Raw genomic sequence first — 26608 nt, 5'->3', positions numbered from 1 at the left:
AAAACCGGCAAGCGCCGCCGTGAAGAAACCATCGTGAACCGTTGCGCGCCCCGCCTGGGGCAGCGAGGCGCGCAAGGCTAAAGAGACAGCGGGAACGAACCGCCTCAGAACGGCAGCTTCGCGTCCGGCTTCTCGGCGAGAATCACGCGCCGGAAGTCGTCCTGAATGCGCGCGAGCGCCGCGTCGCTGTCGGCCTCGAAGCGCATCACCACCACGGGCGTGGTGTTCGACGAACGCGCCAGGCCGAAGCCGTCGGGATACTCGACGCGCAGGCCGTCGATGGTGATCACGTCGTCGGCGCCCGTGAACCTCGCGTTCTTTTGCAGCTTCGCGATAAGTTCGAAGTTCTCGCCTTCTTCCAGTTTCAGTTGCAGCTCCGGCGTGGAGTGCGAGTTCGGCAGCGAATTGAGCAGCGCGCTCGGGTCGGCCACGCGCGCGAGAATTTCGAGCAGACGCGCGCCCGTGTACAGGCCGTCGTCGAAGCCGTACCAGCGGTCCTTGAAGAACACGTGGCCGCTCATTTCGCCCGCGAGCGGCGCGCCCGTCTCCCGCAGCTTCGCCTTCACGAGCGAGTGGCCCGTCTTCCACATGAGCGGCTCGCCGCCCTTCGCGCGCACCCACTTCGCGAGATTGCGCGTGCACTTCACGTCGTAGATGATCTGCGCGCCCTTGTTGCGCGAGAGCACTTCTTCGGCGAACAGCATCAGCTGGCGGTCCGGATAGATGATCTGGCCGTCTTTCGTGACCACGCCCAGACGGTCGCCGTCGCCGTCGAACGCGAAGCCGATCTCGGCGTCCGTTTCCTTCAGCGCGCGAATCACATCCTGCAGGTTTTCGGGGTGTGCCGGGTCCGGATGGTGGTTCGGGAAGTTGCCGTCGATCTCGGTAAAGAGTTCCACCAGTTCGCAGCCGAGCGCCTTGAAGAGGCGCGGCGCGAGACCGCCCGCCACGCCGTTGCCCGTATCCACCACGAGCTTCACGGGGCGCGCGAGCTTCACGTCGCTCACGATGCGCTCGATGTAGGCATCGGCAATGTCGTAGTCCGCGTACATGCCGTTGCCGCTCTCGAAGCGGCCTTCCACGATGCGCCGGTAGAGCGCCTGGATCTGCTCGCCGTAGATGGCGGCGCCGCGCAGCACCATCTTGAAGCCGTTGTAGTCGGGCGGATTGTGGCTGCCCGTCACGACGATGCACGAATCCACGCGCCGCTCGCCGCCCGCGAGCGCCAGCGGCACACTCGCCGCGAAGTAGCCCACGGGCGTGGGCACCATGCCGACGTTCACCACATCCACGCCCGCCGCGCGCAGTCCGTCGGAAAGCGCCGCGATCAGTTCGGGACCGGACAGACGGCCGTCGCGTGCCACCACCACCGCATCGCCGCCCTGCGCGCGCACTTCGCTGCCGAAGGCGCGGCCGATGGAGCGCGCCGCGTCGGCGTCGAGCGTCTTGCCGATCACGCCGCGAATGTCGTAAGCCTTGAAGATGGATTGGGAAATCATGAATGAGCTCTCTTGTGCGATGGAAAATCGGAACTGCGCGTGCGGATGCACACGGCTTCAACCCTGCGTGAATCCCTTGGCCTTCCCGTTGCGCCCTGTCCGGAGGCGGATCAGTTCCAACTTATAATGGCGGCTTTTCGATAAGCCGGCTCATTGTTCCCGCCATTTTAAATGCTTAGACGCCTTTGTCCCATAAAGTTGCTGCACCGCACGACCGACCGGTCTCACGACTCGACGCGTGCCGCGCAGATCCAGCGGGCCGCCGGCGCTTTATGCATGAAGTCATGCGCATGAAGTCATGCTGAAGGTGAGAGGCTTCGCGAATCCCGACGTCGCGCGGGCATTCGCCAACATCGTCTGGCTCGGGCTCGAACGCGTCACGCAGATCGCCGTGGCCATCGTTATCAGCGGTGTGCTCGCGCGCTATTTCGGCCCCGACGTGTTCGGCAAATGGCAGTACGCCAACACGCTGCTGCTCGTGCTCGCGCCGCTCACCTGGGTGTGCGGCGCCGAAATTCTCGTGCCCACCATCGTGGCCCGCCCGCCTGCGCAGCTCGGTACCGTTATTGGCAGCGCCTTCGCCCTGCGTCTGTCTGTTTCCGCACTTGCCCTCGTGCTCACGTGGGCCGGCATCGCGGCCGGCGCGACGGACCCGCTCGTCGGCGCCATGCTCGCGGGCCTCGCCGTGACGATGCTGTTTCGCGAGCCGTTCATCGGTGTCATCAATGCGTGGCTGCAGAGCATGACGTTCAGCCGTCCGCAGCTTCTGACGAGCATGGTGACGGCCATCGCGAAAGCCGCCCTCGTCTGGTTGCTCGTGCGCGCGGCCGCCGGGCCGGCGCGCTTCGGCTGGCTCTGGGCGCTCGAATCCGTCGCGATCGGCGCCGTGCTGCTCGCGTACTACCGCCATCGCCACGGCGGGCGACTCGGCTGGCATGTCGACCGCGGGCTCTTCCGCCATTTCGCGACGGCGGGCACGGTGTTCTGGCTCGGCCTCATCTGCATGTACCTGTTCCTGAAGCTCGACCGGCTCATGCTGGAACGCGCCATCTCGTTCGCGGATCTCGGCCGCTACTCCGCCGCGCAGCAGTTGAACGAAAACTGGATCGCGCTCGCGCTGATGCTCGCGCAGACCATCGCGCCCGCATTCGTCTATCGCGTGCAGGACGTCGCCCAACTGCGCCGGAACATGTGGCGGCTCTTCGGTCTCACGGCGCTGCTGATGCTTGCGGGTGCGCTCGTGCTCGATCTGCTCGCGGGCTTCATCATTTCGCACGTGTTCGGGCCGGGCTACGAAGAGGCCACGTCGATCTTCCGTTGGGCCGTGTGGCTTTCGGTGCCGGCCGGCATCGAGGCCATCGGCAATCTCGTCGTGCTCAAGTACCAGGCGAAATTCGTGCTGCTCGCCAAGTGGCTGCTCGCGCTCGCCGTGGCGTTCGCCGTGAATCTCGGCGCCATCGCACGGTTCGGCGCCTACGGCGCGCTGCTTGGACTCGCCGCGGGCTATCTCGCGGCGGCTTCCGTCAACTTCTACTACCTTCGCTTCAGGCTGCGCCCATGACGAACGCAAGCACGAACTCCACCGTGCCGGGCGCGCTCGACGACGTCGCCGTACTGATGCCCGCCTTCAACGGTCAGGCCGACGTGGAACGCACGCTCGCCTCCTTCGCCGAAGACGCGCCCATCCACGTGCTGATCGTGGACGACGGCAGCACGCCGCCCATCGTCGCGCCGCAACTCACGGGCATGAACGTGGAAATTCTGCGCATGCCGCAGAACGGCGGCATCGAACGCGCGCTGAAGGCGGGCATCGACGCGCTCGCCGCACGCGGCTTTCGCTACGCGGCGCGCATCGACGCGGGCGACCTCACGGTGCCGGGCCGGCTCGCGAAGCAACGCGCCTACCTGGAAGCGCATGCCGGCGTCGCGGCGCTGGGCATGTGGGCCCAGGTGGTAACGCGCACCGGCGCGCCGCTCTTCATGCTGAGCCCGCCCGCAGACCCCGCCGCGATTCGCCGCCTGCGCTTCGTGCGCTCGCCTTTCGTGCATCCGTCGATGATGCTTCGCATCGACGCGGTGCAGGCCGTGGGCAACTATCGCGTGGCCTATCGCGCGGCCGAAGACCTCGACCTGTTCCTGCGGCTCATGGAGCGTTACGACTGCGCGAACCTGCCGGAGCAGGGCCTCTTCTACGAGATCAACGAAGGCGGCATCAGCGCGACGAAGCGGCGGCGGCAGATCGTCTCCACGCTCAAGCTGCAACTGCGCTACTTCAACGCCGCCAACCCCTACGACTGGCTCGGCCTCGCGAAGAACCTGTTGCACTTCGTCACACCGTACGGAATGCTGCAACGGGTAAAGCGTGTACTGTATGCTCCGCGCGCGGGCGGTTGAGGGTGTGGAAGCGCGCGGGCCCCGGAGGCTCGTCAGCGGCTCGTTTGCGACGCATCCGCACCCGGCGATTTTTTTCTGCTTTTTTTCCCGCGCATTTTGTGCGTTCTTTCGTGCATCCGTCTGTGGATTCACTTCTGCATGAAACCTGCATCTGACTCTTCGACGGCCGCGCACGCGTCCGGCAGCGCCGCGGCGCGCCCGGCGGGCGCAGGCGAGCGCACGGCCGCAGCGAAGCTCTGCATCGCGCTCGTCTGCAACACCGCGTGGGCCATCTACACCTACCGGCAAGGGCTGATCCGCACGCTCGTGGCGGCCGGCGTCGAACTCATCGTGCTCGCGCCGCGCGACCGCACCTTCGAGCCGCTCGCCGCCATGGGCTGCCGCTGCATCGAGTTGCCGGTGGCCTCGAAGGGCACCAATCCGCTCCACGACCTGCGCACGCTCGTCGCGCTCTATCGCCATTACCGGACCATTCGGCCCGACGTCGTGTTCCATTACACGATCAAGCCCAATATCTATGGTTCAATCGCGGCGAAGCTGGCAGGCGTGCCGTCGGTGGCCGTGACGACGGGGCTGGGCTACGTCTTCATTCAGGAGAGCCGCGCCGCGCAGATCGCGCGCAAGCTCTACCGCTTCGCGTTCCGTTTTCCGCGCGAGGTGTGGTTCCTGAACCGCGACGACAAGGCCGCGTTCGTCGAACGCAACCTGCTCGTGCATCCGGAGCGCGCGCGGCTCTTGCATGGCGAAGGCGTGGACCTCGACCAGTTCGCGTACACGCCGCTCGCCGCGCGCGACGATTTCGTGTTCGTGCTGATCGGGCGGCTGCTCTGGGACAAGGGCGTGGGCGAGTACGTGGAAGCGGCGCGGCAATTGAAGGCGCGCTATCCGCATGCGCGCTTCCAGCTGCTCGGGCCGGCGGGCGTGGATAACCCGAGCGCCATCACGCACGAGGAAGTAGCGGCGTGGCAGCGCGAAGGCGTGATCGAATACCTGGGCGAAGCGCACGACGTGCGGCCCCACATCGCCGCCGCCGACTGCGTGGTGCTGCCTTCGTATCGCGAAGGCGTGCCGCGCACACTGATGGAAGCCGGCGCCATGGGCCGCCCCATCGTGGCGACAGATGTGCCCGGCTGCCGCGAAGTGGTGGCCGAAGGCGTCAACGGATTCCTCTGCGAGGCGCGCAACGCAGCGAGCCTCGCGGCGCGGCTCGCGCAGATGATCGAACTCGACATTGACGCGCGCCGCGCGATGGGCGAACGCGGCCGGCAGAAAGTCGCGGCGGAATTCGACGAACGCGTGGTCGTCGAACGATACAAAGACCTGGTGCGTCAACTCACGGGCGTTTCACTCTAACTGGAGCTGAGCATGGCAACAACGAAGGCGAAGGGCACCATCCTCGTGACGGGCGGTGCGGGGTACATCGGTTCGCATACGTGCGTGGAACTGCTGCAAGGCGGCTACGACGTGGTCGTGGTCGACAACCTCGTGAACAGCAGCCGCGAGTCGCTGGCGCGCGTCGAACAGATCACCGGCAAGGCCGTCGCGTTCTACGAGGCCGACGTGCGCGACGAAGCCGCGCTGCAACGCGTGTTCGACGCCCACCCCGTGACGGGCGCGATCCACTTCGCGGCGCTGAAGGCCGTGGGCGAATCGGTGGCGAAGCCGATCGAGTACTACCGCAACAACATCGACAGCCTGCTCGTGCTGCTCGACGTCATGCGTCAGCGCAACGTGAAGCAGTTCGTGTTCAGCTCGTCGGCCACGGTGTACGGCGTGCCGGAAAGCTCGCCCATTGACGAATCGTTTCCGCTTTCGGCCACGAATCCGTATGGGCAGTCGAAGCTGATTGCGGAGCAGATTCTGCGCGACGTCGAAGTGTCGGACCCGTCGTGGCGCATCGCGACGCTGCGCTATTTCAATCCCGTGGGCGCGCATGAGAGCGGCTTGATCGGCGAAGACCCGGCGGGCATTCCGAACAACCTGATGCCGTACGTGGCGCAGGTTGCCGTCGGCAAGCTCGAACGGTTGCGCGTATTCGGCAACGACTACGACACGCCCGACGGCACTGGCGTGCGCGACTACATCCACGTGGTGGATCTTGCGCGCGGGCACCTCGCGGCACTCGATGCATTGACCGCGCGCGATGCGAGCTTCGTCGTGAACCTCGGCACGGGCCAGGGCTACAGCGTGCTCGACGTGGTGAAGGCGTTCGAGAAGGCCTCGGGCCGCCCGGTGCCCTACGAGATCGTGGCGCGCCGCCCCGGCGACGTGGCGCAGTGCTACGCGAATCCGGCCGCGGCCGAAAAAATCCTGGGCTGGAAAGCGCAGTTCGGTATCGACCGCATGTGCGCCGATCATTGGCGCTGGCAGGAGCGCAATCCGCGCGGCTTCGCGGCCTGAGTGCCGGACTGAGCGGCGAACCGAGCGTCGAACTGACCGCCGTTCAGGCTCAGGCCAGCACCTGAACCACGTGCCCCGGCCGCAGCCCGAGCTGCGCCGCGGCACTGCCGCGATTCACGGCAATCTCCACGAGCCCGATCGAGTTCACGTACCAGAAGGCCTGCCCTTCCGGCACGTCCGAAAACACGCGGGCTCGCGTGAGTTCCACCTGCGCCACGCGCAGCCGCGCATCGTCTGCAACGGCGTCGGCACGCAGACCCGTCAGCGCGTTGCCGTAGTGATCGACGTAGACGATCTCGGCCAGGTCGCCCGCATCGAGCCGGACCTGCAATCCGCTGGTTTCTTCGAGCGTGCCCGCGGGCACCTCGCCGCTCGCGAGCCACGCGGCCACGGGCGCAAAGAGATCGCGCCCATGAAAGGAGGCCGACAGCCCGGCGGGACGCCACGTGATGCGATAGGTCCGGGCATGCGAAGCGCGCGCGGCAATCACGGAGAGCAAACCGTTGTCGGGGCCGACGAACCATTGCGTCTTGCCGTCCATCTGCGTCATGACGACAACGGGCTCGCGTTCGCTGCCCACGCCCGGGTCCACCACCGAAAGAAACACCGTTCCGTCGGGATACGCGCCGTGCAAAGCGGCGAGCAGATGCGCGGCGCCGCGCGCGTCGTAGTCGGGCACGCGGTGCAGCACGTCGACAATGCCCACATCACGGCCCTCGCGGGCGGCGTGCGTCAAAAGCGCGGCCTTCATCTGGCCGACGTAGATGTCGTCGGCACCGAAGTCCGTGAAGAGCGCAATCATCATCGTTCAGACTCCTTGTCGCGCGCCGGCACTCGAGGACGTCAAGACTTCGCCGTCGAGCAATGCTCCTGCCACCGCATGGCGATCAGCTTCGGCAGCCGCGGCACGCACTGCGCGAGCAGGCGCAGGTGCATCCACGTGAGCAGCACGTTGTCGCGCAGATAGTTGAAGTGCGATACGCCGCCCTCGCCCGGCCCGAAATAGCGCACGGGCGACGCGATGCGCACCGGCCGCACGCCCTCCCAGCACAGACGCACGGCCACTTCCGGGTCGAAGTCGAAGCGGCGCATCCAGCCGTGGCCGTGCATGATCGTGCGCAGCGGCGCGATGGGATACACGCGAAAACCGTAGAGCGAATCGCCGATACCGGCCCACAGCGTTTCCAGGTTCGCGCAGAGATTCGAGAGACGCCGCCAGTACACGCGCTCGCGCGGCGCCTCGGGGCCGAATTGCGGCAAACCGAGCACCATCGCGCCGGGGTCGGCCTGCGACGCCGCCATGAAGGTGCGAATGAGATGCGCGGGATGCTGGCCGTCGGAGTCCATCGTGAGCACGTGCGTGAAGCCGTACGCGGCGGCTTCGTCGAGCCCCGCCAGCACGGCGGCACCTTTGCCGCGATTGGCAGGCAGGACGATCACGCGCAGGCCCGGATCGCGCCCGGCCATGGCTTGAAGGCGCGCCGTGCTGCCGTCGGTGCTGCCGTCCACCACGACCCATACCGGGTTCCAGTTCTCGCGCGCGTGGCGCACGGTGTCGTCCACCCGCGTGCCCGGGTTGTAGCTCGGGATCAGAACGAGATGTGTGGACGATGCCTGAGTCGTGAACATGGAAAGCCGCCCGCTGGGACCTGCAACGCCGTGCGCTCAGCGTGTGCGGTTCGCCGCCACGTAGGCCGCGAGCGAGCCGATGGAGGCGAAGATCTTCTGATTGTCGGGATTGTCCGAGCGAAGCTCGAAGCCGTATTTCTTCGAGATCATCAGCGCGATTTCGAGAATGTCGATGGAGTCGAGCCCGAGCCCTTCGCCATAAAGCGGTGTGTCCGCCGTCACGCTGTCGGGCTGCACGTCTTCGAGATTCAGGTCGCGGATGATCTGCGCGGCCAGTTCTGCTTCGAGTGGGTTCATCGTCGTTGCCTGCGGGCGTTCACGGCGAGAGGTCGCAGCGCGACGGAGCGCATAACCCGGCGCCTGGGCTTGGCCCGGCGCTCCGGCGTGCGTTCCATCCTCCTGCCGGACCGGTCTGGTTGCCCGCCTGATATGAGATTGTTAGCCCGGCGATTCTAGACGATCGGCTCGCGCGGCGTACAGAAGAAAGGGTTACAGACCGTACGGCGTCGCTCTCGGGTAAGCGATGGAAAGGGGACAGAAAGGCACCGCCGCCGAGGGCAAAGCCACGGCCTGTGCGGGGTGGGCCCGCAAGCAGACGTTAGGCTAGAATGGCGCGCGCCCCGGCGGCCGGGGATGCCGCCGAACAATCGGTTACAAACCGCTGCAGAGCGGTAAACCGCCTGCGAAACCGCTTGCAAAACGTTACGCCAGGCTGTGGGCCTTTCCGGCACCATATCAAGCCAAACGCGCGTACCGCACCGTATCGCACCCAACGCGCCGATATGAAAGACCTGGCCCAGCAAGGCCATTCATGTGACGAAACGAGACAGGAGCGCGCCGCCTCACCCGGGCACGACGCCGGATATGCAGCACACCTTGACGAACCTTTCGCCGCTTTCAGGACTTTCGGGGCTTTCGGCACCTTCCGGTCATCCCGGGTCCCGCTGTTCGGGCGCGCGTCATGCTCGCGATGCCGACGCTACGCCGCGGGCTCGTTGCGCGCGCTGCGTCACACGCACAGGAGCCGCCACGTGAGTGCCCTCGCCCGCCTTGCTCGCATCGCTCCCCTCGCTCGCGCCGGCAGCGGCATCGTCGTTGTCGTGGCGTTGATGGCGTGTCAGATCGGCACGCACTACGCGGCAGCCACGCCGGGCATGGGCGGCCTCGGACTCGCGCTCGTGCTCGCCCCGGTGCTGGCCGCCACGCTCGGCGCCGCGCTGCGTGCGCCGCGGCGCACGGTATGGCTCGCGCTCTGGATCGCGGTCTGCGCCGCGCTGTGGGCCGCGCGCGAACCGCTCGCGCGGCACTTCGAATGGGGCGCCTGGCTCGAGCATGCAAGCTTCAATCTGGCGATGGCGTTCATGTTCGGCCGCACGCTCGTCGAAGGACACACGCCGCTGTGCACGCAGTTCGCGACGATGATGCAAGGCCCGCTTCCGCCCGCGGTCGCGCGCTACACGCGCACCATCACCCTGGCGTGGACGCTCTTCTTCATCGCGATGGCGAGCGTGTCCACGTTGCTGTTCGCGACGGTGTCGCCGCTCACGTGGTCCACGTTCGCCAACTATCTGACGTTGCCGCTCGCCGGCGCGATGTTCGTCGTCGAATACGCATGCCGGCGCATCGTGCTGCCGCACGAGCCGCAAGCGGGCCTGCTTGCGAGCCTGCGCGCCTATCGCGAGGCGAGCGAGGCGAGAGGCGCGAGAGGTCACGCCATGCCGGAGCGCGCGCAATGAGCGCGGCGCGCGCGAACAGACGATGCCGGCGCACGCCGTCGCCGCGCCTCGCATGGCGCCGCCGGCCGCGGGCGTTGTCATCGTCGTCGTATCGAGTCGTCACCTTTACCGAATAGCCGCAGAGTCATGTCGAGCCTTCCTCTGGTGTTCCACACGTCGCCCGATCAGACGATCGCGTGGCGCGACGGCGCGCCGTGTTCCGTGCGCACGTTCCTCGCGGACGTGCGGCGGCTGGCCGTCGCGTTGCCGGCGGGCAGGCACGTCTTCAACCAGTGCACCGACCGCTACCGCTTCGCCGTGGGCCTGTGCGCCGCGATGGTCGCGGGCAGGATCAGCGTGCTGCCGCCCTCGCATACGCCGGCCGCCGTGCGCGAGCTGCTGGCGTTCGCGCCGGACACCTTCTGCCTGCACGACAGCGACGACTGCGCGGTCGACCTGCCGCCGTTCCGCTTTCCCGAACAGACGGCCTCCGACCACGCCACCGCAGACGCCACATTCGACGTGCCGCAGATCGACGCCGCGCAAACCGTGGCGTATCTGTTCACGTCCGGTTCCACCGGCACGCCGGTGCCGCACAGCAAACGCTGGGGCGCGCTGGTGGCCTGCCTCCGCGCGTCCGCGGCGCGGCTGGGATTGCTCGACGGCGCGCCTTGCACGCTCGTCGGCACCGTGCCGGCGCAGCACATGTACGGCTTCGAGACCACGGTACTGCTCGCGCTCGTGAACGGCCTCGCCTTCAGCCACGCGCGGCCCTTCTATCCCGCCGACATCGCGCGCGAACTCGCCGCCGTGCCCGCACCGCGCGTGCTCGTCACGTCGCCCGTGCATCTGCGCGCGCTCACGCTGGCGGGCCACACGCTGCCGCCCGTCGCGCTCGCGCTTTCCGCCACGGCGCCGCTTGCACCCGAACTCGCGCGTGCGGCGCAAGCGCAGTTCGACATGCCGCTTGCGGAGATCTACGGCAGCACGGAGACCGGCCAGATCGCCACGCGCCGCACGGCACACGAGACCGCCTGGCACCTGCTGCCCGGCGTGCAGCTGCGCGCGAAAGAGACGAGCGCAACGCACGAAGACGGCATCGTGTACGAAGTCCACGGCGCCCACGTCGAACCACCGGTCGCGATGGGCGACGCGCTCGAACCGCTCGACGACACGCACTTCCTGCTGCACGGACGCAAGGCGGATCTCGTCAACATCGCGGGCAAGCGCACCTCGCTCGCGTACCTGAATCACCAGCTCAACGCGATTGCAGGCGTGGCCGACGGCGTGTTCGTCATGCCCGACGAAAGCCCGGCAGCAAGCGCACCCGACGCGCTGAACCCGCACCTCGCGACGCGGCTCATGGCGTTCGTCGTGGCGCCGCGACTCGCGGCAGCGGAGGTGCAGCGCGCGCTGCGCGAGCGTATCGACGCTGCCTTCATGCCGCGCCCACTCGTATTCGTCGAGGCGCTGCCGCGCGATGCGAACGGCAAGCTGACGCAGGCGGCGCTGAGCGCGCTGATCGAAGCGCATGCCCATGCCCACGTGCGCGATCGCACCCAGACGCAGCAGAACGCACAAGCGCACCGCCACACTCAGCCTAGTCACCAGACGCAGCACGAGCCGGTCGCACCGCTCACCTTCACGATCCCCGCCGATCACCCCGCGCTGCCCGGCCACTTTCCCGGCCGGCCCATCGTGCCGGGCGTCGTGCTGCTCGATCGTGCGCTCACGGCCATCGGCGCGGCGCTGAACCGTCCGCTCGACGCCTACCGTCTCAGTTCGGCCAAGTTCCCCAGTTCGGCGTCGCCCGACGAACAGCTCGACGTGCGTTACGACATCGCGGCGAGCGGCGCGGTGCGCTTCACCGTGTCGGCAAGCGGTCGCGTCGTGGCGAGCGGTGCGTTAGCGGCAAGCGCACCCACGCCGCGTCGCGAGGAGGGCTCATGATCCGCAGCGACTGGGCCCAACGCGAAGAGCGCAGCAACCTCAAGCTGCTGCGCGCCATGACGTGGGTGTCGTTGAACCTGGGCCGGCGACTGAGCCGCGTGCTGCTCGTGCCGATCACCGCGTATTTCCTCGCGTTCTCGCCCGACGTGTGCCGCGCCTCGCGCGCCTACCTCGCACGCGTGCTGGGTCGCCCGGCACGCTGGCGCGACGTGTGGCGGCACGTCTGGACCTTCGCCTCCACCGTCCACGACCGCATCTATCTGCTCAACGGCCGCTTCGATCTGTTCGATCTGCGTCTGCACGACCAGACGCTCGTGGGCGCCGCGCACGCCGAAGGCCGCGGCGCGTTCCTGATGGGCGCGCACCTGGGCAGCTTCGAGGTGTGCCGCACGATCGGCCGCTCGCGGCCCAGCCTGCGCGTCGCCATCACGATGTACGAGGAAAACGCGCGGCACATCAACGCGATTCTCGCCACTGTGAACCCGGCGGCGAAGCAGGACGTCATCCCGCTCGGGCAGATCGATTCGATGCTGAAGGTGCGCGCGTATCTCGACACGGGCAGCATGATCGGCATGCTCGCGGACCGCACGCTGCTGCGCGACGGCGGCGACGCCGTGCAGTCGTTCGACTTCCTCGGCGCGCCCGCCGCGTTTCCGCTCGGACCGCTGCGCATGGCCGCCATGTTGAGGCGGCCGGTCATCTTCATGACGGGCCTGTACCGCGGCGGCAACCGCTACGACATCCACTTCGAGATGCTCGCGGACTTCACGAACACGCCGCGCGGCGCACGCGAGGCCGAGGTTCAGGCGGCGCTCGCGCGCTACGTCGCGCTGATCGAGCGCTACTGCCGCGAGGCGCCCTACAACTGGTTCAACTTCTTCGACTTCTGGCAGACAGGCGCGCAACGCCGTCGCGACACGCCGTGCGCACGCGGGCCGCTCGCGCATCATCCGGATCTCGGCAACTCCATGAGGGACAGCTGACGCATGATGGTTTTCCGTAACCGCTTTCGTGGTGCCGTGGTGCCCGCCTTCGTCAAGCTCGCGCTCGTTAGCGCAGGCGCGATGGGTGCGATAGGCGCAATCGGGCTTTGCGCGTGCAACGAAGCACGCGCCGCGCAAGCGCCGGCAGCAAGTGCCGATGCGCCGTCTATCACCGCGCAGGCCGCGCCCGCTGCGAACACCGCGATGCACACCGACGCACGACCCGCATCGTTCGCAGCGCCGGCATCGTCCGCGTGGACGCTCGACCGGCTGATGGCCACGCTCGCGCAGAAGAAGTCGGGCCGCGCCACCTTCACCGAAACGAAGTACCTGGCCATCGCGGACCAACCCGTGGTCTCGTCGGGCGAACTCAGTTTCACCGCGCCCGATCACCTCGAAAAACGTACGCTGAGCCCGAAGCCCGAAGACCTCGTCGTGGACGGCGACAAGCTCACGGTCGCGCGCAACGACCATCGCTATACGCTCGCGCTCGCGCAGTACCCGGAGCTGGCCGCGTTCATCGAAAGCATTCGCGCCACGCTGGCCGGCAACCGCTACGCGCTGGAGCAGGTCTACAAGGTGGCCGTCGCGGGCGAAGGCGACGGCTGGACGCTCACGCTCACGCCGCTCGACTCGCGCATGCGCAAGAACGTGAGCGAGATCACGCTGCGCGGCACGCGCGACATGCTGCACAGCGTGGCGATCCAGCAGGCCGACGGCGACCGTTCGCTGATGCGGCTGCAAAACGCCGGAGCGCCTTGATGGCCGCCGCCACATCGCACGAGGCAAGCAAGTCGCAACCGCTGCCGCCAGGCGAGCCACGGCAACCGCCGCCCCGCCGCGGCCGCCTGCCGCTCGCCGTGTGGCTGTGGCTGCTGTTTCTCGTCGCGTGCGGCGTGGCCATCGCCCGGGCGCAGTTCACCGCCGACCTGTCCGCGTTCCTGCCGCGCTCGCCCGACGCGCGGCAACAGGTGCTCGTCGAGCAGTTGCGCGAGGGGCTCGTGTCGCGGCTGATCCTTGTCGGCATCGAAGGCGGCGACGCGGCCACGCGCGCCGCGCTCTCGCGCCGCATGGCGGCGACGCTGCGCAGCGACCCGCAGTTCGCGGCCGTCAACAACGGCGAGCCCGTGAACGAGGCAAGCGACCAGCGCTTCGTTTTCGAGCATCGCTACCTGCTGAGTCCAACGGTAACGCCCGAACGCTTTTCGGCGGACGGCCTGCATCGCGCGCTCGGCGACAGTCTCGATCTGCTCAGTTCGTCCGCGGGGCTGCTCACGAAGGCGCTCTTGCCGCGCGATCCCACGGGAGAAACCACCGCCTTCGCCGAGCAGCTCGCAAGCGGCCAGCAGCCCGCCGTACAGGACGGCGTGTGGGCCTCGCGCGACGGCCAGCGCGCGCTGCTGCTCGTGCAGACGCGCGCCGCCGGCTCGGACACCGACGGCGAGGCGCGCGCCATCGCCGCCGTCCGGCACGCGTTCGACGCCGCCACGCAAGGCACGGCGGCCTCGCCCTGCCGCCTCGTCATGACCGGCACCGGCGTGTTCTCCGTCGAGACGCGCGACAACATCCGCCACGACGTGGAGCGTCTTTCGGTGGCCAGCCTCGTGCTGATCGCGGCGCTGCTGCTCGTGCTCTACCGTTCGCCGCTCACGCTCGCGCTCGGCCTGTTGCCCGTGCTGTGCGGTGTGGCGGCCGGCATCGCCGCGGTGAGCGTCGTCTTCCATACCGTGCATGGGCTCACGCTCGGCTTCGGCACGACGCTGATCGGCGAGGCCGTGGACTATTCGATCTACCTGTTCGTGCAGTCGTCGCGAGCGGAACCGGGCGCGGATTCAGGCCCGCACGTCAGCCGCGAAGACGCCTTGCGCCAATGGACCGCGCGTTACTGGCCCGTCGTGCGGCTCGGCGTGCTGACCTCGGTGTGCGGGTTTGCGTCGATGCTGTTCTCGGGTTTTCCGGGGCTCGTGCAACTCGGGCTCTATTCGATTGCGGGGCTCGCCACGGCGGCGCTCGTCACGCGCTACGTGCTGCCGCATCTGCGCGGGGCACGTCACGCCATACGCGACGTTTCGCGGGCCGGTGCCGTGCTCGCGCAGGTCGCTCAGGCGGCCTCGCGGCTGCGCTGGCTCGTGGCGGTGCTCACGGTGGCCGCCGTCGCGGTGCTGGTCGCGCATCGCGGACAGCTCTGGAGCCACGAGCTCGCGGCATTGAGCCCCGTGTCGCCGCAAAGCCAGGCGCTCGATGCGAGCCTGCGCGCCGACATGGGCGCGCCCGACGTTCGCTATCTCGTGGTGATCGCGGGCGCGAGCGAGGAGGCCGTGCTCGAAGGCGCGGAGAAGGTGGGCGCGCAGTTGCAGCCGCTGGTGGACGCGGGCGTGATTGCGGGCTACGAGAGCCCCGCGCGGTATCTGCCGAGCGAGGCCACGCAGCGCGCGCGCCTCGCGAGCCTGCCCGCCGCGGACGTGCTTGCCGAACGCATGCGCACAGCTGTCGACGATCAACCGGTACACGTCAAGCCGCAGGTGTTCGCGCCGTTCATCGCCGACGTTGAGGCCGCGCGCAACGGCGGCCTGCTCACGCGCGACGACTTGCGAGGCACGTCGATGGCGCTCGCGGTGGAAGCCTTGCTCACCCACGACGGCAACACCTGGCGAGCGATGCTCGCCCTGCGAGCACCAACGAGCCAAAGCGCGACCCACACCGCGGGCGCCGCACCGCACCCGCGTGCCGACGAACCGAGTCTCGATGCCGGGCGCGTCAGCGCCGCGGTGGCGCGCGCCCACGTGCCCGGCGCGCTCTTCGTGGATCTGAAATCCGAGGCCGATCGCCTCTACGTGAACTACGTGGGCGAGGACCTGCGCCTCTCGCTCGCGGGCTTCGCCGCGATCGTGGTCCTGCTGCTCGTCGCGCTGCGCTCGCCGCTGCGCGTGGTGCGCACGCTCGCGCCGCTCGCGGCCGCCGTGCTCGTGGTGAGCGCGGCGCTCGCGCTGGCGGGCGTGGCGCTTACCATCCTGCATCTGATCGGCATGTTGCTGATCGTCGCGGTGGGTTCCAACTACGCGCTCTTCTTCAACATGCAGCAGCGCAGCGGCGACGACGCACGCATGGCTCCCGTCACGCTGGTGTCGCTGCTGGTCGCGAATCTCTCCACCGTGGCGGGCTTCGGCCTGCTCGCTTTCGCCCATGTGCCGCTGCTCCGGGCATTCGGTCTCACGGTGGGCCCGGGCGCCGTGCTCGCGCTCGTGTTTTCGGCAATGCTGGCACCGGCCGGCATGCTGCGCGCCGCGCACGCGACGCACGCCGTTCCCGCCGGAGAAGCGCGATGACCATGGAAACGCGCGTGCCGCCCGTCATGTCCGCCGCCATGCCGTTGCGTGCGCGTCGCTGGCGGCCCTCGCCGTTCATCGCCGGCACGGCCGGGCTGCATGCCATGGCGGCCACGGCGGTGGGCGCGGTGCCCGCCACGTGGCCGTGGGCGCTCGGCAGCGTCATGGCATCGCACCTCGCGCTGACCGCGGCGGGCCTCTGGCCCCGCAGCGCGCTGCTCGGTCCGAACTGGCGGCGCCTGCCCGCGAGTGCCGGCAATAACATCGCCCTCACCATCGACGACGGTCCGCACCCCGAGGTCACGCCGCGCGTGCTCGACGTGCTGGACCGCTACGGCGCCCGCGCCACGTTCTTCTGCATCGGCGACGAGGCGCGCCGCTACCCGAAGTGCGTGGAGGCGATCGTCGCGCGCGGCCACGCCGTGGAAAATCACAGCCAGCGTCATCTGCACCGCTTCTCGCTGCTGGGGCCCGCTGCAATGCGACGCGAGATAGCGGCCGCGCAAACGACGCTCGCCGACATCACCGGCACGCCGCCGCTTTTTTTCCGCGCGCCCGCGGGGCTGCGCAATCCGTTTCTCGAACCTGCGCTGTGCGCGCTGGGCCTGCATCTCGCAAGCTGGACGCGGCGCGGCTTCGACACCCGCGCGAACGACGCCGCGCGTGTCGCGCACCGACTGCTCGACGGTCTCGCGGCCGGCGACATCCTGCTCGTGCACGACGGCCACGCGGCGCGCGATGCGCACGGCCGGCCGGTCGTACTCGACGTGCTGCCGAAGGTGCTGGAAGCCGCGGCAGCGGCGCAGCTGCGCTGCATGACGCTGCGGGCGGCATTAGCAACGATGGAGGCGCGGCCATGAAGAGCAGGACGCCCCCGACCGCGCCGGCCAGGCCCTTTGCTACCATTGTCGCGCTCGCGGCCCAGCAGGCCGGCGCCCGCTCCTGCCGCATTGCACGCCGGATTCCATGCCCAATGGCAACCCGCAAGGCACCTATGACCCGCAACGGAACCACCGAGCCGTGACTCCTCTTCTCGTCTCGCACTTCACGGCCACCAGCTGCCTTGGCCACGGACTCGACGCCCTCGGCGATGCGCTGCGCCAGGGGCGCGGCGGTCTCGCGCCGTGCCGCTTCGAACGGGCGACGCTCGATACCTGGGTGGGCGAGGTGGCCGGCGTGGATGCGCTACCCGTGCGCGCGGATCTCGCCGACTTCGACTGCCGCAACAACCGGCTCGCGCAGATGGCCTTCACCGCGGACGGCTTCGACGCCGCGGTGCGCGAGGCGGCCGGACGCTACGGCGCGGCGCGCATCGGCGTATTCCTCGGCACCAGCACCGCGGGGATACTGGAAACCGAGCTGGCCTACCGGCAGCGCGATCCGCAGACAGGCGCCCTGCCCGCCGGCTTTCGCTATGCGCACACGCACAACCCGTGGTCCGCGGCGGCATTCGTGCGCACGTACTTCGGGCTGCAAGGGCCGGCCACCACGATTTCGTCGGCGTGCTCGTCGGGCGCGAAGGTGTTCGGATCGGCGCGCCGCATGATCGAAGCCGGGCTCATCGATGCCGCCGTGGTGGGCGGCGTCGATTCGCTGTGCCTCACCACGCTCTACGGCTTCAACTCGCTGGAACTGCTCTCGCGCGAACCGTGCAAGCCGTTCGACGTAGCGCGCAGCGGCATTTCGATCGGCGAGGCCGGCGCGTTCGCGCTGCTCGAACGCGCGCCGCAGCAAGCGACGGCGCTGCACGACGACGCGATCCTGCTGCTCGGCATCGGCGAATCGAGCGACGCCCATCACATGTCGTCGCCGCATCCCGAAGGGCTCGGCGCGCGCACCGCGATCGAAGACGCGTTGCGTACGGCGGGCATCGATGCCGGGAGCGTCGACTACATCAATCTGCACGGCACCGCGACGCCCAGCAACGACGCCGCCGAAAGCCTCGCGGTGAACGCGGTGTTCGAGCACACGCCGTGCAGCTCGACGAAAGGCGCGACGGGCCACACGCTGGGCGCCGCGGGCGCGCTCGAAGCCGTGATCGCCGCGTGGTCGCTGCGCGCGCAATGGCTGCCTGCGGGCGTCAACACGACCCAGCCCGACCCCGCGCTCTCGCCGGGCTATCTGCTGGAAGGCCGCGCGGCTTCGCTGCGAACGGCGCTCAGCAACTCGTTCGGCTTCGGCGGGACCAATTGCAGTCTGCTGTTCGGCCACGCGGGTCAACTGCGCGACGCAGGCCGGCTCGATAGCGGAGGGCAGCCATCATGAGCCGGCTCACCGCGTTTATCGAAGGCATCGGGCTGCTCGGTCCTGCACTCGGCGGCTGGGCGAATGCACGCGAGGTGCTCGCGGGACGCGTGCCCTATGCAGGCGGACCGAACGAGCGCACCGTGCTGCCGGCGCCCGCCGCCTTGCCGCCCGCCGAGCGGCGGCGCACCGGCGCGGGCGTGAAGCTCGCGCTCGCCGTGGGTCTGGAGGCCGTCGCCGCGAGCGGGCGCGATGCGTCCACGCTCGCCACCGTGTTCGCGTCGTCGGGCGGGGATGGTCAGAACTGCCACGCGATCTGCGAAACGCTCGCGGGCGAAGACCGGCAACTCTCGCCCACGCGCTTTCACAACTCCGTGCACAACGCGCCCGCCGGTTACTGGAGCATCGCGACGCGCGCCATGGCGCCCTCCAACGTGCTGTGCGCCTACGACGGCAGCTTCTGCGCGGGCCTGCTCGAAAGCCTGACCCAGGCCGCCGTAGACGGCACGCCGAACCTGCTGATCGCCTTCGACACCGACTACCCGCTGCCCATGCGCAACGTGCGTCCCGTACCCGACGCGTTCGGCGTGGCGTTCGTCTTCGCGGCGCAGCCGGGCGAGCGAACCGTCGCGCGCATCGAAGCCGAACTCACGGACGCCGCCGCCACCACGCTGCCCGACGCCGCGCTCGAAGCGCTGCGCGCGAGCCATCCCGCCGCGCGCGCATTGCCGCTGTGTGCCGCGCTCGCCGCGGGCCGGAACGCGAGCGTCGTGCTCGACTACCTGCCCGGCCTCCATTGCCGGATCGACATTACATGGCCGGATTCAACCGGCCACTTCCGCTCATGACGCTCAACGTTTCGCCCGCTCCACTCGTGACCGAACCTTCGTGTGTCCCGCCCTCCGCTGCCGCAGCGGCCACGCTCGCCGCGCCGCTCGCGAAGGACTGGATCGCGGCCCACATTCCCCATGCCGGCTCGATGTGCCTGCTCGACGCCGTCACGGCCTGGGACGACCTCTCGATCCGCTGCACGGCAACGAGCCATCTCGATGCGCACAACCCGCTGCGCGCGGACGGACGGCTCGCCGCGATCTGCGGCGTCGAATACGCGGCGCAGGCCATGGCCGCTCACGGCGCCGTGCTCGCCTCGGCGCACCCGCACACGAACGCGCCGCCGCGCGCCGGCTTTCTCGCAAGCCTGCGCGATCTCGAAGTGAACGTCGCGCGGCTCGATACGCTCGCCGGTCCGCTCGACGTCGAAGCCACACGGCTCGGCGGCGACGGCAACAACGTGCTCTACCGCTTCACGCTGCATTGCGGCGGCGAACTGCTGATGACGGGCCGCGCCGCCGTCATACTCGACGCCGACGCAGCGGAGCACGCGCCCCGGCCTTGAAGCCGCACCTTTGAACCACTCCAACCCAACCATCACGGGAGAACCCACGCCATGAAGAAAACGAAGCTCCTCGCCTTTACTGTCGCCCTCGCCGCCATCAGCCCGTTCGCTCACGCGGATCTCTCCGAAGACGCCCACGCGCTCAAGCAGGACGTGAAGACCGCCGGCAAGGACACCGGCCACGCGATTGCACACGGCGCGAAGGAAGCGGGACACGACATCGCGAGCGGCGCGAAGGTGGTGGGCCACGGCGTGGCGAGCGGTGCGAAGGTGGTCGGTCACGGCGTGGCGAGCGGAGCCCGGGCCGTGGGCCACGGCATCGCCGATACGAGCCGCAAAGGGTATGAGGCGACCAGGCGCGCCGTGAAGGGCGACGACAAGCCGGCGCAGTAAGTCGCCTGTTGGTGTGCCCGGTTGCCGACGGGGCTTGCAACCCGGTTTGCAACCGGCTTTGCAACCGGCTTTGCAACCGGCTTTGCAACCGAATTGGCATCCGGGCTGCCCGCCCGGATGCCGCCCCAGTCGGCAAGCACAGCAAAAACACACGCGGCCAACCACGCCCCACATCGGGCTTGGACCGCCAGCCCCATCGTCCAGCGCGGTCGGACCCCGTTGGACGTGGGCGGCCAACGGTGAGACTATGGTCCTTCCCTCGCGTGTCGAGGCTTCCGGAGCAGACCATGTACGGCCGTTACGCCCGAACCCAGTTCGGAGCCGCGTACGCCGCGGCGCTCACCCCAGGCCTTCCCGACGACGAAGTCGAACCGCTGTTCGACCCCGCCCCGTACGACGACGCACCCAGCTGGAACATCATCCCCGGCTGCCGGCAGCTGATTCTCTATCGCGAGTCGTCGCGCTGCGTTCGTTGGGGCTATCTCCCGCCGTGGGCCGCGGCGCTCAAGATTCGACCGCTCTCGCATGCGCGCCTCGAAAGGCTCAGCACCGGCGTGTGGTCGGGCCTGCTCGCGGACCGGCGCGTCATCATTCCGTGCGATCACTGGTACGAATCCATTCGCGACGACGACGGCGCCCCGCACTCGTTCGCCGTGCGCCGCGCCAATGGCGGTCCCGTCTGGATGGCGGGCCTGAGCAGCATGCTGCTGCACGGCGAAGAAGATGCGGAGAGCGGCTTCGTGGTGGTCTCGTCGGCAGCCGACGGCGGCCCCGCCGCGGCGGGCAACAGCCGCCCTGTGGTGTTCTCGCTCGGTATGGCGAAGGCGTGGCTCGACCCCCACACGCCGCTCGAACAGGCGAACTGCTTCGCGCAGGAAGCCGGCTTGCCCGTCGATGCGTTCGAGTGGCACCGCGTGTCGTCGCGCGTGCGTACCCGCTACGTCGACGACGCGAGCGTCATGGAACCGGACCGCGAGCCGTCCATCGCCAGCTTCATCCGCGGTACACGTACGCCGGAAAGCCGCGGCGCATTGGCCCGCGCAACGCCGCAGCCGGCACCACTCGTTTGAGGCGGCAGCGTGCTGGTGTGTAGCCTCGACCACGCGTAGGAAGCCGGCGCCGGTCGCGCGCAAAGACGGTCAGCGCAAACGGCGAGCGGCACGCGGCAGCTGCACCTTGCAGTGAAACGCTCCAGGCGCCCACGCGCCTGAAGCGTCTCGCGAGAACCGCAGAAGTGCCACGGCGCTGAAATCGCTGAGGGCATCGAAGGAAGCAAAGCCCTTCAACACCTACGCGCTCAAGCCGCCTTCTGCGCCTGCACGTTGCCGGCCTTCTGTGCGAACTGCGTGAGCTTGAGGTCGGTGGCCTTCTCTTCTTCCAGCGTTTCCTGGAGCAGCTTCACGGCGTCGTTGAGGCCAAGCTGCTTGCCGAGCGCGCAGAGCGTGCCGTAGGCCGCAATCTCGTAGTGCTCCACCTTCTGCGCGGCGCCCACGAGGCCCGCGTCCAGCACCGGCCCCTTCTCGATTTCCTCGATCAGTTCCTGTCCTTCCTCGACGAGCCCTTCCATCGCCACGCACTTGATGCGCTTGAGCCGGATGCCGCTCGACTCGACCACCTTGTCGATGCGCTCGATCTGCCCTTGCGTTTCTTCCAGGTGGGTCTGAAACGCCTTCGAGAGCTCCTCGTTGCTCGCGGCCCGGGAGAGCTTGCCGAGCGCGCGCGTGAGCTGCTTCTCCGCGCTGTAGATGTCCGAAAGCGAATGGACGAAAAGATCCTGAAGTGTCTTGCGCGTCATCTGTAGCTCCTGTGAGTGGATGGTTGATCGCGAATGCGATGGCGACATGGACCGCGTGCAGCGCCGAAATGCGTTGCGCGCATACGCGGACCACCTGCCTGTGTCCATCCGCAACGGGTGTGCCACACGGCGCGTCGAACGGCGTACGGGCGAGTCGCCCTACCTGGCGCGCGCGATGCAGACAGCGCGACATGACCGCGTTGTAACGCTTACCTGTGCGAATGAATATGGCGGGCAACGCGGCGCCATGCACGGGGCTGAACGTGCAGCGCAACGCACCTGCGAACGCACGACCAAACGCGAAGCCGACACGAGGCGGTCGCCGGGAAAGCCACTGGCATGCCCGTTGCTGTGATGGCTGCTGTCCGCACGAGGTGGACACGGCAAGTGGAAACGACATGTGGACAGCGACATGCCATCACGATCACGACAAGACGTTGGGACCACGCGGGCGCCGCGGGCAGGCACGAGCGCGTCCGTCGAACAGGGCAACGGCGTGGCGACAGAGATCGCCTCGATGGCCTCGATTGCATCCAGCGACCCCGCGCACGACCTGCAATACGTGAACGACCGCAGCCCCGGCATCACGCGCAAGCGCGCGGGCCGGCGCTTCGCGTACTTCGACACCGCCGGCCGCCGCATCCGCGACGCCAGCGAGATCGCACGCATCGACGCGCTCGCCATTCCGCCGGCCTACACCGACGTCTGGATCTGCGCCGACCCGCGCGGCTATCTGCAAGCCACCGGCCGCGACGCACGCGGGCGCAAGCAATACCGCTATCACCCTGCATGGCGCGAAGTGCGCGACGCCACCAAGTACGAACGCATGGCTGCGTTCGGCGACGCGTTGCCGCGCGTGCGTCGCCGTGTGGCGCGCGACCTGAAGCTGCCGGGCATGCCGTGGGACAAGGTGGTGGCCACTGTCGTACGGCTGCTCGACATCACGCTCGTGCGCGTGGGCAACGCCGAATACGCGAAGGAAAACCGCTCCTACGGTCTCACGACGCTGCGCAAGAAGCACGCGGCCATCGCCGCGGGCAAGCTGCGCTTTCGCTTTCGCGGCAAGAGCGGCGTCGCGCACGACGTCGAGGTGGACGACCCGCGCGTGGCGAGCGTGGTGCGCCGTTGCCTCGGGCTGCCGGGCCACGAGCTGTTCCAGTTCGTCGATGAAAACGGCGCGCTGCGGCCCGTGAGTTCCAACGACATCAACACCTACCTGCGCGAAGCGAGCGGCGCCGACTTCACGGCCAAGGACTACCGCACGTGGGCGGGCAGCGTGCTGGCGCTCGGCGCCCTCCGACGCATCGAGGCGCAACTCGGGCGGGAGGCCGAAGAAGAAGCGCAGAAAAAGGCCGCGAAAGAGGCGGCAAAAGAGGCCGCGAAGGAGGCGGCAAAAAGCGCAGCGAAGCATGCGGCAAAAGACGGCGCAACAGATCGGGCAAAAGGTGCGGCGAACCGCGGCACCAGGAAGCGCAAAGGCGCCATTCATCGGCATCTCGTGCAGACCATCAAGGACGTCGCGCAGACCCTGCGCAACACGCCTGCCGTGTGCCGACGCTGCTACATCCACCCGGCCGTGGTGGATGCCTTCGAGCAAGGCGAGCTTCACAGCCTCGCTGCGGTGCGCACGCGGCGCGGCCTCAAGGCCGACGAGGCGCTGTTCGCTCAATTGCTGCGCCGTCATGCCCGCGCGATGCGCGCCGCGGCGAGAGAGGCCACGCGTTCGGCGACACGCAAGCGCGCGCCGATGCGGGCACGCGGACCAGGGCATTCGGCCCGGCCGGCAGATTCCAGTCGTTCGACTAGCGCCGAGCGTTCGAGCCGTTCAAGTCATTCGAGCCATTCGAGTCAGGCAGGCCGCTCAGCCGGCGAACTCCAAGCGTCCTGAAACGTGCGCATGGGCGCATGACGACTCACCCGGCCACCATCGAGGTCGCCGTGCACGAACGCGCCCACAGCGTGTGGGGCCTGCACGGCGAGGCGCCTGACCCGGCGCGAAGCACATGGCCCTGCGGACCGTCCGGCATGGCCCGCCGTCCTGGCCCCGCCGTCGCGAAAGGCTGGTACGCGCGTTGCGCAACACAGAGCACAGAGCGCGTACCGCCTGGACGCGGGGCCCGGCCGCCCCCATAAGCGGCTTGAAGGACTCAAGGAAACGCCATGACCACCCCCAACGAACATCTGCTCGACTGGCTGCGCGACGCCTACGCCATGGAACAGCACGCCGAATCCATGCTGAAGGCCCAAGCCTCGCGGCTCGAACACTATCCCGCGCTGCGCCAGCGCATCGAACAGCACATCGACGAAACGCGCTCGCAGCAGAAGTTGCTCGAAGCGCGCCTGGACAGTCTGGGCAGCGGTCCGTCCACCATCAAGAACCTGGCAGCGCGCGTGGCGGCATTCGGCCAGGCCGTGGGCGGCATGACCACCACGGACGAAGTCGTGAAGGGCGCCATGGCCGGCTACGTATTCGAGAACATCGAGATTGCGGCCTACACGGAACTCATCGCCGCCGCGCGCGTGGCGGGCGACGCCGAAACGCTGCGCTGCTGCGAGCAGATCCTGCCGCAGGAAGTCGCGATGTCGCGCTGGCTGCTCGAACATCTGCCCGAAGTGGTGACGGCGTATCTGGAGCGCTCCGCCGCGGACCAGGAAGCGAAGCGCTAGCGCGGCGCCCGCCCGCGGAATCCACGCACCCGCACCAACCGGCAAGAGGAGCATCCGAGATGAAAGAGCGCGCGACCGTAATCTGCGAACGTGGCAGTCGCGTGCTGCTGGTGGGCAAGGCAGGCGCGCGCTGGAATCTGCCGGGCGGCAGGCTCAAGCCCGACGAAACGCTCATGCAGGCAGCGAGCCGCGAACTGCTGGAAGAAACGCATCTCGCGGCTGTGGAACTGCACTATCTGTTCGCGTTCGTGGGCACACGCACGCGGCATCACGTGTTTCTCGCCACCTTGCCGTCCGGCACGGCCGCGGCGCCCGGCCGCGAGATCGCGCGCTGCCGGTGGTTCGACGTCGCGCAGCTGGAACGCCTGCGCGCAAGCGCGGCGGTCAGGGTGATCGTCGACATGCTCGCGCTCGCGCGCCGTGATGCGCGAGCAAGCGAACCTGCGTTGAACGCCGACGCGCACCGCACTGCATCCGCGACGAACGTGACGCGCGAGGCAGAGGTCGCCTCGCGCGCCCCTGCCACGCTCAACGCCGCGCCGTAGCCAGATGCGCGTTGACCTTGATGGGCGGCGCTTCGTCGTGATACGGCGGCTTCGGCTCGAACTGTTCGATCACGCCGGGCCGGAAGATCAGGCAGTAGGTGCTGCCGCCGTACTGGAAGTAGCCGATCTGCTCGCCCTTCTCCATGTGCTGGCCCGGCAGCGCCACGATCCGGCATGACGACACTTCGGCCATCCCCACGAACACGCACGCCACTTCGCCGATAGCCGGCTCGTCGCAGTCGATCACGATCACCGCGCGCGCCGCGACGGCCGTGGTGTAGCCCTGCGAGTGGTTGAGCCCGCCGGGGTCCACGCCTTCGGCTTCCAGATTTGAGTAGTAGGTGCCGTCCACGTTGTAGGCGGCCACGATGCGACCCGCCACAGGCGCATGCCAGCGGTGATAGTTGAAAGCGCTTAGGTATCCCTGGTACACCGACCCGCCCACGAACCGGTGCGCCAGATCCTGCTGGCTTTCGGTCAGAATCTCGCGCAGCGAATACGGCTGGTTCTTGAGCCAGAAGCAGTCGTGCAGCTGCACGTTTTCACGCACGTCGAAGGGCGACGCCTCGCACGCGCTCACGATGATGCGATGGTCGCCGTATCCCGCCACGGGCCGCACGCCTTCGCGAAACTCCCGCGTGAAGAATCCGTTCCAGGAAGCGAAGCCCCAATACGGACGCGCCGGGTCGCAGACGAACTGGTCCATGCCGATCTTGCGCCGCGCCGCTTCGCAGAACCATCCGTGCGGTGCATGCGTGTTCAGATGCGTGCGCGAATGCGGGCCGCTCAGAAAGCCGCACCAGTAATCGAGCACGCGGCGCATCTGCTCGTTGAACGCGGGGTCGCGAAACACCGCGTAGCCCGACGGCATGCACATCGGCCATTCCAGCACCGCGTTGAGCGGCGTGGCCACCGGCGCCGAGGGATCGAACGGCGGCGCGTACGTCATGAGGTAATCGACGATCGCCATCAGTTCCTCGATCGACGTATAGCCCAGCTCGTAGCCCGCCTCGCGCGCCTCGCCGATGGCGCGCGTGAGGTTCATGCGCAGCACGGCGTCGCCCAGCAGGAGATCGGAGAGGTCTTTCACCACGCTCGCGCGCGGTGCGCCCTGCAGGCGGTTGGCGCGTTGCTGCGCCTTTCTGGCAAGGTCCAGCCTGAAGGTCTTCGCCGCGTCTTCGCTGGAGGGCATCCAGCCGCCCAGACGGCGGCGCGCCTTGACGGGTGTCTGCTTCTGCTCGCTCATGCGCTGGGCTCCGTGTGTTCGAACGCGCCGGCGTGGTTCATGCCGGCAGGTCGCCCTTGCCGGGCGGCTCGATGTCCTTCGGGTCGTCGAGGTGTCCGCGGGCCGGCGCATACGGGCCTTTGCCGGGCTCGGGCTTCTGCGGAATCATGGTTTCGTCCATGTTGCCGTGCGGCTTTTGCTGCACCCGGCCGTCGCGGTCCACGGATACGTCGTCGCCTTCGCGCGGCGAACGGCGGGCCGGATCGGCTTCGTCTGCGGGAGAACGTGCTGTACGTGCTGTCATGGGCCTCGCCCCTTTCGTGAGTCGATGCGTGGGTAGATGGCGAGAGGCGCCGCAAGCGGCGTGCCGCGTGCGGGCACGCCGAAACGTCGGGCAACGAGGGGGGAAATTCTTCGAGGCGCTTGAAAGAGCTACAGGGCGGCCCT

General features: G+C 68.4%; 24 protein-coding genes and 1 pseudogene. 18 read left to right on the top strand and 7 right to left on the bottom strand.

Annotation, left to right across the window (positions count from 1 at the left end):
- Nucleotides 1–104 precede the first annotated feature (104 nt).
- The gene (locus U0042_RS23135) at nucleotides 105–1499 is read right to left on the bottom strand and encodes a phosphomannomutase/phosphoglucomutase (RefSeq protein ID WP_114809468.1); all 1395 of its coding nucleotides are present in this window, start codon (nucleotides 1497–1499) and stop codon (nucleotides 105–107) included.
- Nucleotides 1500–1797: 298 nt separating this feature from the next.
- On the opposite strand from U0042_RS23135, the gene U0042_RS23130 reads away from it, so the two are divergent.
- From U0042_RS23130 to galE, 4 genes are all read left to right on the top strand, one after another.
- A complete protein-coding gene (locus U0042_RS23130; protein ID WP_114808960.1) occupies nucleotides 1798–3060 on the top strand; it encodes an oligosaccharide flippase family protein in 1263 nt (420 codons plus the stop codon).
- Nucleotides 3057–3893, top strand: a complete 837-nt coding sequence (locus U0042_RS23125) for a glycosyltransferase (RefSeq protein ID WP_114808961.1) — start codon at nucleotides 3057–3059, stop codon at nucleotides 3891–3893. Before U0042_RS23130 ends, U0042_RS23125 begins: the two co-directional genes overlap by 4 nt.
- Before the next feature lie 138 nt (nucleotides 3894–4031).
- Nucleotides 4032–5246, top strand: coding sequence for a glycosyltransferase family 4 protein (locus U0042_RS23120; RefSeq protein ID WP_232833200.1), 1215 nt, complete (start codon nucleotides 4032–4034; stop codon nucleotides 5244–5246).
- A gap of 12 nt (nucleotides 5247–5258) precedes the next feature.
- Nucleotides 5259–6293, top strand: coding sequence for a UDP-glucose 4-epimerase GalE (galE, locus tag U0042_RS23115; RefSeq protein WP_114808962.1), 1035 nt, complete (start codon nucleotides 5259–5261; stop codon nucleotides 6291–6293).
- Between the two features lie 49 nt (nucleotides 6294–6342).
- On the opposite strand, the gene U0042_RS23110 is transcribed toward galE, so the two are convergent.
- From U0042_RS23110 to U0042_RS23100, 3 genes and pseudogenes are all read right to left on the bottom strand, one after another.
- Nucleotides 6343–7098, bottom strand: a complete 756-nt coding sequence (locus tag U0042_RS23110) for an SAM hydrolase/SAM-dependent halogenase family protein (protein WP_232833201.1) — start codon at nucleotides 7096–7098, stop codon at nucleotides 6343–6345.
- Between the two features lie 38 nt (nucleotides 7099–7136).
- Entirely contained in the window at nucleotides 7137–7922 is a 786-nt protein-coding gene (locus U0042_RS23105; RefSeq protein ID WP_114808963.1) for a glycosyltransferase family 2 protein, read from the bottom strand.
- Nucleotides 7923–7958: 36 nt separating this feature from the next.
- Nucleotides 7959–8234 (bottom strand): annotated as a pseudogene (locus tag U0042_RS23100) (phosphopantetheine-binding protein); the annotation flags it as partial.
- A 746-nt stretch (nucleotides 8235–8980) separates the two neighbouring features.
- Between U0042_RS23100 and U0042_RS23095 the strand changes: the two are divergent.
- The 11 genes from U0042_RS23095 to U0042_RS23045 all read left to right on the top strand — a co-directional run bounded on the left by U0042_RS23095 (nucleotide 8981) and on the right by U0042_RS23045 (nucleotide 20999).
- Nucleotides 8981–9658, top strand: coding sequence for a hypothetical protein (locus U0042_RS23095; protein WP_419150535.1), 678 nt, complete (start codon nucleotides 8981–8983; stop codon nucleotides 9656–9658).
- 126 nt (nucleotides 9659–9784) lie between these two features.
- Nucleotides 9785–11587, top strand: coding sequence for an AMP-binding protein (locus tag U0042_RS23090; protein WP_114808964.1), 1803 nt, complete (start codon nucleotides 9785–9787; stop codon nucleotides 11585–11587).
- Nucleotides 11584–12570: an acyl-CoA synthetase gene (locus U0042_RS23085; protein ID WP_114808965.1), complete on the top strand. Its 987-nt coding sequence runs from the start codon at nucleotides 11584–11586 to the stop codon at nucleotides 12568–12570. The genes U0042_RS23090 and U0042_RS23085 overlap by 4 nt, the downstream gene beginning before the upstream one ends.
- A 3-nt stretch (nucleotides 12571–12573) precedes the next feature.
- Nucleotides 12574–13332: an outer membrane lipoprotein carrier protein LolA gene (locus U0042_RS23080; protein ID WP_419150461.1), complete on the top strand. Its 759-nt coding sequence runs from the start codon at nucleotides 12574–12576 to the stop codon at nucleotides 13330–13332.
- Nucleotides 13332–15896 (top strand): MMPL family transporter, encoded by a 2565-nt coding sequence (locus tag U0042_RS23075; protein ID WP_114808966.1) that lies wholly within the window; start codon nucleotides 13332–13334, stop codon nucleotides 15894–15896. Before U0042_RS23080 ends, U0042_RS23075 begins: the two co-directional genes overlap by 1 nt.
- Nucleotides 15893–16756 (top strand): polysaccharide deacetylase family protein, encoded by an 864-nt coding sequence (locus U0042_RS23070; protein ID WP_419150460.1) that lies wholly within the window; start codon nucleotides 15893–15895, stop codon nucleotides 16754–16756. Before U0042_RS23075 ends, U0042_RS23070 begins: the two co-directional genes overlap by 4 nt.
- Nucleotides 16757–16916: 160 nt before the next feature.
- On the top strand, nucleotides 16917–18161 hold the full coding sequence (locus tag U0042_RS23065; RefSeq protein WP_114808967.1) for a beta-ketoacyl-[acyl-carrier-protein] synthase family protein: 1245 nt from the start codon (nucleotides 16917–16919) through the stop codon (nucleotides 18159–18161).
- Entirely contained in the window at nucleotides 18158–18988 is an 831-nt protein-coding gene (locus U0042_RS23060) for a beta-ketoacyl synthase chain length factor (protein ID WP_114808968.1), read from the top strand. The genes U0042_RS23065 and U0042_RS23060 overlap by 4 nt, the downstream gene beginning before the upstream one ends.
- Before the next feature lie 131 nt (nucleotides 18989–19119).
- Nucleotides 19120–19536, top strand: coding sequence for a hydroxymyristoyl-ACP dehydratase (locus U0042_RS23055; protein WP_232833231.1), 417 nt, complete (start codon nucleotides 19120–19122; stop codon nucleotides 19534–19536).
- A 51-nt stretch (nucleotides 19537–19587) separates the two neighbouring features.
- The gene (locus tag U0042_RS23050) at nucleotides 19588–19929 is read left to right on the top strand and encodes a hypothetical protein (RefSeq protein WP_114808969.1); all 342 of its coding nucleotides are present in this window, start codon (nucleotides 19588–19590) and stop codon (nucleotides 19927–19929) included.
- A gap of 287 nt (nucleotides 19930–20216) precedes the next feature.
- A complete protein-coding gene (locus U0042_RS23045) occupies nucleotides 20217–20999 on the top strand; it encodes an SOS response-associated peptidase family protein (protein ID WP_114808970.1) in 783 nt (260 codons plus the stop codon).
- A 227-nt stretch (nucleotides 21000–21226) separates the two neighbouring features.
- Here U0042_RS23045 and U0042_RS23040 read toward each other — a convergent pair whose 3' ends face one another.
- On the bottom strand, nucleotides 21227–21724 hold the full coding sequence (locus U0042_RS23040) for a ferritin-like domain-containing protein (protein WP_114808971.1): 498 nt from the start codon (nucleotides 21722–21724) through the stop codon (nucleotides 21227–21229).
- 517 nt (nucleotides 21725–22241) lie between these two features.
- Here U0042_RS23040 and U0042_RS23035 point away from each other — a divergent pair.
- The 3 genes from U0042_RS23035 to U0042_RS23025 all read left to right on the top strand — a co-directional run bounded on the left by U0042_RS23035 (nucleotide 22242) and on the right by U0042_RS23025 (nucleotide 24936).
- Nucleotides 22242–23612, top strand: a complete 1371-nt coding sequence (locus U0042_RS23035; RefSeq protein WP_114808972.1) for a DNA topoisomerase IB — start codon at nucleotides 22242–22244, stop codon at nucleotides 23610–23612.
- A gap of 272 nt (nucleotides 23613–23884) precedes the next feature.
- Complete coding sequence (locus tag U0042_RS23030) at nucleotides 23885–24391, top strand: ferritin-like domain-containing protein (protein WP_114808973.1); 507 nt, start codon at nucleotides 23885–23887, stop codon at nucleotides 24389–24391.
- A 59-nt stretch (nucleotides 24392–24450) separates the two neighbouring features.
- On the top strand, nucleotides 24451–24936 hold the full coding sequence (locus U0042_RS23025; RefSeq protein ID WP_114808974.1) for an NUDIX hydrolase: 486 nt from the start codon (nucleotides 24451–24453) through the stop codon (nucleotides 24934–24936).
- Here U0042_RS23025 and U0042_RS23020 read toward each other — a convergent pair.
- Both U0042_RS23020 and U0042_RS23015 read right to left on the bottom strand, forming a co-directional pair.
- A complete protein-coding gene (locus tag U0042_RS23020) occupies nucleotides 24920–26182 on the bottom strand; it encodes a phosphatidylserine decarboxylase family protein (protein WP_114808975.1) in 1263 nt (420 codons plus the stop codon). The genes U0042_RS23025 and U0042_RS23020 overlap by 17 nt on opposite strands.
- 37 nt (nucleotides 26183–26219) lie before the next feature.
- Nucleotides 26220–26465 (bottom strand): hypothetical protein, encoded by a 246-nt coding sequence (locus tag U0042_RS23015; protein ID WP_114808976.1) that lies wholly within the window; start codon nucleotides 26463–26465, stop codon nucleotides 26220–26222.
- Between the last annotated feature and the right edge of the window lie 143 nt (nucleotides 26466–26608).

Origin of the sequence: Paraburkholderia kururiensis, assembly GCF_034424375.1 — a bacterium.
GTDB classification, from domain to species: Bacteria; Pseudomonadota; Gammaproteobacteria; order Burkholderiales; family Burkholderiaceae; genus Paraburkholderia; species Paraburkholderia kururiensis_A.
This window is presented reverse-complemented; position numbering and strand designations above follow the sequence as displayed.

Coding starts and splice junctions, on each gene's coding strand:
- U0042_RS23135 (WP_114809468.1), bottom strand. CDS start 1,499: ATGATTTCCCAATCCATCTTCAAGGCTTACGACATTCGCGGCGTGATC.
- galE (WP_114808962.1), top strand. CDS start 5,259: ATGGCAACAACGAAGGCGAAGGGCACCATCCTCGTGACGGGCGGTGCG.
- U0042_RS23045 (WP_114808970.1), top strand. CDS start 20,217: ATGTACGGCCGTTACGCCCGAACCCAGTTCGGAGCCGCGTACGCCGCG.
- U0042_RS23025 (WP_114808974.1), top strand. CDS start 24,451: ATGAAAGAGCGCGCGACCGTAATCTGCGAACGTGGCAGTCGCGTGCTG.
- U0042_RS23015 (WP_114808976.1), bottom strand. CDS start 26,465: ATGACAGCACGTACAGCACGTTCTCCCGCAGACGAAGCCGATCCGGCC.
- U0042_RS23035 (WP_114808972.1), top strand. CDS start 22,242: ATGGCCTCGATTGCATCCAGCGACCCCGCGCACGACCTGCAATACGTG.
- U0042_RS23130 (WP_114808960.1), top strand. CDS start 1,798: ATGCTGAAGGTGAGAGGCTTCGCGAATCCCGACGTCGCGCGGGCATTC.
- U0042_RS23075 (WP_114808966.1), top strand. CDS start 13,332: ATGGCCGCCGCCACATCGCACGAGGCAAGCAAGTCGCAACCGCTGCCG.
- U0042_RS23125 (WP_114808961.1), top strand. CDS start 3,057: ATGACGAACGCAAGCACGAACTCCACCGTGCCGGGCGCGCTCGACGAC.
- U0042_RS23070 (WP_419150460.1), top strand. CDS start 15,893: ATGACCATGGAAACGCGCGTGCCGCCCGTCATGTCCGCCGCCATGCCG.
- U0042_RS23090 (WP_114808964.1), top strand. CDS start 9,785: ATGTCGAGCCTTCCTCTGGTGTTCCACACGTCGCCCGATCAGACGATC.
- U0042_RS23120 (WP_232833200.1), top strand. CDS start 4,032: ATGAAACCTGCATCTGACTCTTCGACGGCCGCGCACGCGTCCGGCAGC.
- U0042_RS23080 (WP_419150461.1), top strand. CDS start 12,574: ATGATGGTTTTCCGTAACCGCTTTCGTGGTGCCGTGGTGCCCGCCTTC.
- U0042_RS23030 (WP_114808973.1), top strand. CDS start 23,885: ATGACCACCCCCAACGAACATCTGCTCGACTGGCTGCGCGACGCCTAC.
- U0042_RS23040 (WP_114808971.1), bottom strand. CDS start 21,724: ATGACGCGCAAGACACTTCAGGATCTTTTCGTCCATTCGCTTTCGGAC.
- U0042_RS23110 (WP_232833201.1), bottom strand. CDS start 7,098: ATGATGATTGCGCTCTTCACGGACTTCGGTGCCGACGACATCTACGTC.
- U0042_RS23060 (WP_114808968.1), top strand. CDS start 18,158: ATGAGCCGGCTCACCGCGTTTATCGAAGGCATCGGGCTGCTCGGTCCT.
- U0042_RS23020 (WP_114808975.1), bottom strand. CDS start 26,182: ATGAGCGAGCAGAAGCAGACACCCGTCAAGGCGCGCCGCCGTCTGGGC.
- U0042_RS23055 (WP_232833231.1), top strand. CDS start 19,120: ATGTGCCTGCTCGACGCCGTCACGGCCTGGGACGACCTCTCGATCCGC.
- U0042_RS23085 (WP_114808965.1), top strand. CDS start 11,584: ATGATCCGCAGCGACTGGGCCCAACGCGAAGAGCGCAGCAACCTCAAG.
- U0042_RS23050 (WP_114808969.1), top strand. CDS start 19,588: ATGAAGAAAACGAAGCTCCTCGCCTTTACTGTCGCCCTCGCCGCCATC.
- U0042_RS23105 (WP_114808963.1), bottom strand. CDS start 7,922: ATGTTCACGACTCAGGCATCGTCCACACATCTCGTTCTGATCCCGAGC.